The sequence below is a fragment of the Duganella guangzhouensis genome (genome assembly GCF_009674535.1).
GTDB lineage: Bacteria > Pseudomonadota > Gammaproteobacteria > Burkholderiales > Burkholderiaceae_D > Rugamonas > Rugamonas guangzhouensis.
On sequence record NZ_WKJK01000036.1, the window covers coordinates 22444 to 29118 of the forward strand.

The following is a 6675-nucleotide window of genomic DNA, read 5'->3' on the forward strand; positions in this document are numbered from 1 at the left end:
GTTGAATTCGTAGCCGCTATGATACCTTGGCGGCGTTCAGCTTGTGAGAAGGCAGCCAAAGGAACCAGACCGCAAAGAGCGGCCACAGCAGTGACAAAAACTGGGCCGCGCCGTTGAAATTGAGGAATTTGCCCTGTACCCAGGTTTGCAAAGTGGCCACAAAATACGGGTTGGCCGGGGTGGTGTTGATGATGGCCAGGCCCAGCAGCAGGGTGATGATCGCCAGCCGCCGCTGCGCCACATGCGGGGCGTAGGTCAGGCCGGCCAGCATGATGGCGCCGATCAAAAAGCCGCCCTCGGCGCCCGGCGTCACCCAGACAAAGGCGTTTTCCGGCGCGAACAGCAGCGCTGAGGCCAGCGCCTTGACCACCACCGAGGCGGCGATCATGGCCGCCACCAGCAGCCCGCGCGGCGCCGGTTTGCGCAGCAGGCATAGCAGCGTCAGGCCGGCGCCCACCATGCCGCAGGCGGTGATGATGGTTTCGGACAGCCAGTATTGCTCGACGGTGAGGTCGACGTCGGGCCGGATCAGGCTGGCCAGGTCGATTTCCTGGTCCAGCAGCTCGGACAGCCAGTCGGACAGGATGGGCAGCAGCTGGCCCAGGCCGTACAGAAAGTTCTGCGGATAGATCTGCGCCAGCGGCCACAGTGCCATCAGCACCAGCCCCTGGCTGGCGTGCGGTGCGAACCATGCCTGACGCAGTTGTTGCAGCTGGCTCAGGTCGAGCAGGCGGCGCGCGCTCAGCACGCCGAACACGCCGCCCAGCGCGCAGCCGATGGCGTTGGTGTAGAAATCGAGGTTGGAGGAGACGCGGGTCGGCAAAAAGGTCTGTACCGCTTCCATGGTGCCGGACACCAGCGCGCCGCAGACGGCGGCGATCAGCAGCGCCCACACGCCCTTGATGCGCGGGTACAGCGCGTACACGATCAGGGTGCCGAGCGGGATGTAGCCGATGACGTTGGTGACGGCGTCGAACATGGTCCACCAGCGCGGCATCTTCATGGTCTCCAGGAAGATGAACGGCGACAGTCCCTGGTTATGCCAACCGGAGAACGGGAACCAGCTGGCGTAGACGATCAGGCACAGATAAGCCAGCAGCGTGGCGCGGGTGATGGGCGAGGGGCGGCGCAGCGGCGGCGTGGCCGGCTGCGACACCGTCGGAGCGGCCGGCTCCGGCGGCAATGGCGTGGCTGGCGTGTGCTCGGTCATTCCCTGGATGGCGGCAGCGTCGCCAGCCAGCTGAGGACATCGGCCGCCACCGCGTCGCTGGCGTCGGCCAGCGCGCGCGCGCCGCCGGCGGCATCGGCGCTCGGCGCAGGCACGCTGCGGTTGAAGGTCTTCTGATCCACCAGCTTGTGATTGCGGAACACCGAGGCGCGCAGGCTGATCACACCCTTGCTGCTGGTGGCGCTGTCGAAGTTCTGCGCGAAGTCTTCCACCTCCATGCGCAGCACGGTGGTGCTGGCGGCGGCGTCGGTGGTCGACAGCACTTTTACGCCGGCCTGCGCCATGCGCGACTTCACGCGCTGGGTCAGCAGCTGCAGCGGCGTGCTGGTCCACTGGTTGTAGGCGTAGGGCTGCTGCTGGCGCGCGTCGGCGTACAGCAGGCGGTAATGCATGCGCTCCGTATCCAGCGCCGCCGGGCCGGTGACATCGGCCACGATGATGGCGCCGATGCCGCCGCTCGCCGCTGCCGCTGTCGGCGCGGCCGGCAGCGGACCGAAATCATATTGCGCGGTCGGCGAACCCTTGCTGGCGCAGGCGCCCAGTGTCAGCGCCATGGCGGCGATCACGATCCCGTTGCGTATGGAGGTCATCATCTGCTTATCCTTATTTGGCTGGAGCGCTAAAGCCTTCTTCACCGGGACCGGGCGGCGTGCCGGGGGCGCCGAAGATCAGGCTTTGCGGACGATCGTTAATCTTGTTCATGGTCTTGCGCAGCGCGCGCATCGAGGCGCGGGTGTCGTCGGACAGCGAATTCACCTGCGGCAGCGTATCCAGTTCCAGCCCGCCGGCCACGGCGTCGACCGAATTGCCGATGCGGTCGACCTGAGTGGTGATGCGGTCGATCGGCCCGCCCGGCGCCTGCAGCCCGGTGGCCAGCTTGTCGACGTCGATCACCAGCGTGTTCACCGAGTGCAGCGTCTTCTGGGTCTGCTCGGCCAGTGCCGGCAGCTTGTCGATGGTGGGCTGCAGCTTGTCCGGAATGTCGCGGTACTTCTGCGCGGTTTCGCTGACATCGGCAAACGCGCCCAGGATCACTTTCTGGTTCTCGGGGCTGAGCAGGGTGTTCAGACGGCGCGTGACTTCCTCGGTCTGCGACAGTATCTCCTTGCCGCGTTTTTCCAGCTGGTCGAACAAGCCCTGACGCAGCGGAATGCGGGCCGGGGTGTCTTTACTGGATGGCAGCAGCGGCGAGCCGACCTTGTCGTCGTCCAGCGCGATGAAGGCGATGCCGGTCACGCCCTGGTAGCCCAGCGCGGCGAAGGTGGTGGTGGTGATCGGCGCATCGGTGTTGATGTTGAGCGTGACCAGGATCTGCCCGGCCACCTTGGGATCGAAGGCGATGCCGCCGACGCGGCCCACTTCCAGCCCGCGATAGCGCACCGGCGCCTGCGGATTCAGGCCGGGAATCGACTGCGCGGTGGCGATCACGTAGGGCACGCGTTCGACGCGGTCGCGGTTGAACCAGAGGCCATACAGTATCGCCGCGATCAGTAGCGTGATCGTGAAGAAACCGGTGGTGAGGGCATGGGATCGGTTTTCCATCATTTCTCCGTTGATGTTTTTTCTTCGAGTGCTTCCAGCGCGCGGCGGCCGCGGTCGCCGAGGAAGAACTCCTTGATGAACGGGTGATCGACCTTCAGCAGATCGGCCAGGGGGCCGAGCGCGATCACATGTTTTTCCGCCAGCACGGCGATGCGGGTCGACAGCGCGAACAGCGTATCGAGGTCGTGGGTCACCATCACCACCGTCAGCCCCAGCTCGCGGTGCAGCGATTTAATCAGCGCCACAAAGGCTTCCGACAAATCGGGATCGAGGCCGGCGGTCGGTTCGTCGAGGAATAGTAGCTTGGGTTCCAGGGCCAGCGCGCGCGCCAGCGCCACCCGCTTGACCATGCCGCCCGACAGGTCGGACGGCATCTTGTTGGCATGCTCGGGGCCAAGGCCGACCATATTCATTTTCAGCAGCACGGCGTCGTGCACCAGGTCTTCCGGCAGCACGTGCAGCTCGCGCATCGGCTGCGCGATGTTTTCGAACACCGTCAGCGCCGAATACAGCGCGCCCTGCTGGAACAGCATGCCCCAGTGATTGCGCAGTTGCTGCAGCTGGTCGGAAGCGATTTCGCTGATGTCCTCACCGAACACGCGCACGCAGCCGCGTGCCGGATGTTCAAGGCCCAGCATCTGCCGCAGCAGCGTGGTCTTGCCGGTGCCGGAGCCGCCGACGATGGACATGATCTCGCCCTGTTCGATTTCCAGGTTCAGATCCTGGTGCACCACGGTGCGGCCGTATTTGGTCCACAGGCCGGTGATCTCGACCACCGGCACGCTGCCATCGAGCGTCAGTTCGCCGGTGCCGGGACCGCAGGTGCTGACCTGGTCTTCGCTCATCGGAACCCCACGCCGCTGAAGACGATCGCGAACACCGCGTCGGCCAGAATCACGGCGGTAATCGCCGTCACCACCGAGGTGGTGGTGCCGCGTCCCAGGCTTTCGGTGTTTGGCTTGATGCGCAGGCCGAAGTGGCAGGACACCAGCGCGATCAGCATGCCGAACACCACGCCTTTACCCAGGCCGATCATGTAGTTCGCCAGCGGCACCGCTTCCGGTAGTTTGAGCAGGAAGTATTGCGGCGACAGGTTCAGTTCCAGCCGCGCCGACAGCATGCCGCCCATCAGCGCGATGGTGTCGGTCCAGATCACCAGCAGCGGCATGGCGATCGCCAGGGCCAGTACCTTGGGCAGGATCAGGCGGAAGCCGTGCGAGATGCCCATCACCAGCATCGCGTCCAGTTCCTCGGTCACGCGCATCACGCCCAGCTGGGCGGTGATTGAGGAACCGGAACGGCCGGCCACCAGAATCGCCGCCAGCAGCGGTCCCAGTTCGCGGATGATGCTCATGCCGAGCAGGTTGACCAGGAAGATATCGCCGCCAAAGTTACGCAGCTGCTGCGCCGATAAATATGAAAACACCACGCCGATTAAAAAACCCACCAGCGCGGTGATGCCTAGCGCCTGAAAGCCGGCGTGGTAGATATTGGCCGAGATTTCCTTCCACGGGCCGCGCAGCGGATGGCGCAGGAAGCGCCAGCTGTCCAGCACCACTTGGCCGATCAACTGCAGCAGGCCGGCCAGGTGTTCGAAGAACAGCAGCATGGCGAAGCCCAGCTTCATCACCAGCGTCAGGCGGTTCTGGCGCGCGCGCGGCAGCTCGATGGTGCCGGTGGCTTCCAGCCGCTTGAAGAACTCTTCCAGGCCCGGCGCCAGTGTCAGGCCGGTCGGCCGGCTTTTGCCCCAGGCGTTCCAGAACAGCTGGGCGCCGATGTGGTCCATGCTGTCGACCGCGCTCAGATCCCATTCAAGGTGATCGCCCTTCAGCGATTTGAGGAAGGTGGTGATGGTCGCCATGGCCTTGCCCTGTGCCAGCGCGTGAACTTGCCATGTGCCGGTCGCGGCGACGGCGCCGGCTTGCAGGGTCAGGGTAGGCTCTTGGGCGGTAGGCATAGCCTCAAGTTTAAGGGAGATTGGCCCCGGCCGCCACCCGGGCGTTACCAGTGGGTGCGCGGCCTCGCTCTAAAGGCAGATATCTACGTCAGGCCGCCAGCCGGCGCGCCTGGCGCTTGGGTGCTGGCGTGGCGTCCGCAGACTTGGGCTTATGGCCGCCGCCAGCGCCGCTGTAATCGCTGGCCAGCAGGGCTTCGGCATCATCCTTGGCCATGCCGCGCGTCTGCAGATAGCGCGCCACCATGGTCACCAGCCGTTCCAGCGCGATGCGGTGGGTGGCGTCGGTATTGGCATATAGCCAATCGGAGAAGGCCATGAAGCTCTGGAACGGCTGCTCGCCCAGCAACACCGGCAGCGTGTGGGCGAAGCGGCCGGAGTTAGCCACCAGATCCCAGTAGCGCGCAAAGCGCACCAGCCGCTGCATGGTTGTAAAGTCAATATCGCGGTTGGCCAGGATGGTGTACGGCGCATACGGGTCGTACACCATGCCGAATTCCTGGGTGTGGCGGATGATCGGCGTGCCGCGCAGGCGTTTGAGGATGCCGAACTGGATTTCGTGCGGCTCCAGCGCCCACAGCTTGTTAAAGCCTTCGGCAAAGCTGTCCACCGTTTCGCCGGGCAGGCCGGCGATCAGGTCGACGTGCATGTGGGCGTGCGATTGGGTGGTCAGCCAGCGGATGTTGTCGGCGGCCTTCTGGTTGTCCTGCTTGCGGCTGACCAGCGTCTGCACCGCCGGGTTGAAGCTCTGGATACCAATCTCGAACTGCAGCGCGCCGTGCGGGAATTTGGCGATGCCCTCTTTCAGTGCGTCTGGCAGATGGTCGGGCACCAGCTCGAAGTGGGCGTAGACCGGATCGTCCGGGTGCGCTTCCAGCTTATCGAGGAAGAACTGCATGATCTTCAGACTGGTCTTGATGTTCAGATTGAAGGTGCGATCGACAAACTTGAACAGGCGCGCGCCGCGCTGGTATAGCGACTCCATCTCGGCCAGGAAGTCGTTCAGCGGGAACGGCCAGGCCGTCTTGTCCAGCGCCGACAGGCAGAACTCGCACTTGAACGGGCAGCCGCGCGAGGCTTCCACGTACAGCGTGCGGTTCTTGATATCGTCGTCGCTATATAGGGAGTAGGGCAGCTTGATCTCGGCCATCGGCGGCTGCACGCCGGCGTGCACCTTCATCAGTGGCTTGGGGCCATTGAGGATTTCGCCGCACAGCTTGGGGAAGGTGACGTCACCCCAGCCGGTGATCACATAATCGGCCAGCTTGACGATCTCCTGCTCATTGGTCTCGTGCGAGACTTCCGGCCCGCCCAGCACCACAGTGACGTGCGGCGCCACGCGCTTCAGCATGGCCACCACTTTCTCAGTCTCGTCGACGTTCCATATATAGATACCGAAACCGACGATGCGCGGCGCATGCGCCAGGATGCGTTCGACGATCTCGGTGGTCTTGGCGCCGATGACGAATTCCTGCAGGCGGGTTTGCTCCTGCAGCTCGCCCATATTGGCAAGTAAATAGCGCAATCCCAGCGATGCGTGGGTGTAGCGGGCGTTCAGTGTGGTGAGTAAGATAGACATCCGCGTATTTTACCCTTGCCAGACCGGCCGGCCCTTGCTATAGTTCGCCCCCTCGCAAAACGACGCATGCAAATGCAGAGTGAGCGAAGAAAAAGAAGAGCTTGACGAGATAAACGAAACACTTCATAATCTTGCCTCTTCGCTGAAGAACAAAACGATTCAACAGCACGCAACACAGAATGATCTTTAAAAATTTACAGTCGATAAATGTGGGCGTTTGATGCTGCAACAAAAAGCATTAAATGCTCAACAAAGAAATATTCAGTAGAAATACTGTCAGTATTTTGAGAAGAGCGAACCATGACCAGCAGTGGTCATAAACAGAGATTAAACTAAAGAGTTTGATCCTGGCTCAGATTGAACGCTGGCGGC

6 protein-coding genes are annotated in these 6675 nt (G+C 63.1%); all 6 read right to left on the reverse strand.

Translation table 11 applies throughout. From position 1 onward, the window contains the following. Positions 1-16: 16 nt before the first annotated feature. Complete coding sequence (locus GJ699_RS32865; RefSeq protein ID WP_154383635.1) at positions 17-1210, reverse strand: VanZ family protein; 1194 nt, start codon at positions 1208-1210, stop codon at positions 17-19. Further along, entirely contained in the window at positions 1207-1818 is a 612-nt protein-coding gene (locus tag GJ699_RS32870) for an ABC-type transport auxiliary lipoprotein family protein (RefSeq protein ID WP_371867742.1), read from the reverse strand. The genes GJ699_RS32865 and GJ699_RS32870 overlap by 4 nt, the downstream gene beginning before the upstream one ends. Before the next feature lie 13 nt (positions 1819-1831). Further along, positions 1832-2770, reverse strand: a complete 939-nt coding sequence (locus GJ699_RS32875; protein WP_154383637.1) for an MlaD family protein — start codon at positions 2768-2770, stop codon at positions 1832-1834. Further along, the gene (locus GJ699_RS32880; RefSeq protein ID WP_154383638.1) at positions 2770-3615 is read right to left on the reverse strand and encodes an ABC transporter ATP-binding protein; all 846 of its coding nucleotides are present in this window, start codon (positions 3613-3615) and stop codon (positions 2770-2772) included. Before GJ699_RS32880 ends, GJ699_RS32875 begins: the two co-directional genes overlap by 1 nt. Next, positions 3612-4727 carry an MlaE family ABC transporter permease gene (locus GJ699_RS32885; protein WP_154383639.1) on the reverse strand — a complete coding sequence of 372 codons (1116 nt, stop codon included), beginning with the start codon at positions 4725-4727 and terminating at the stop codon, positions 3612-3614. Before GJ699_RS32885 ends, GJ699_RS32880 begins: the two co-directional genes overlap by 4 nt. 88 nt (positions 4728-4815) lie before the next feature. Further along, a complete protein-coding gene (locus tag GJ699_RS32890) occupies positions 4816-6303 on the reverse strand; it encodes a B12-binding domain-containing radical SAM protein (RefSeq protein WP_154383640.1) in 1488 nt (495 codons plus the stop codon). Positions 6304-6675 lie beyond the last annotated feature (372 nt).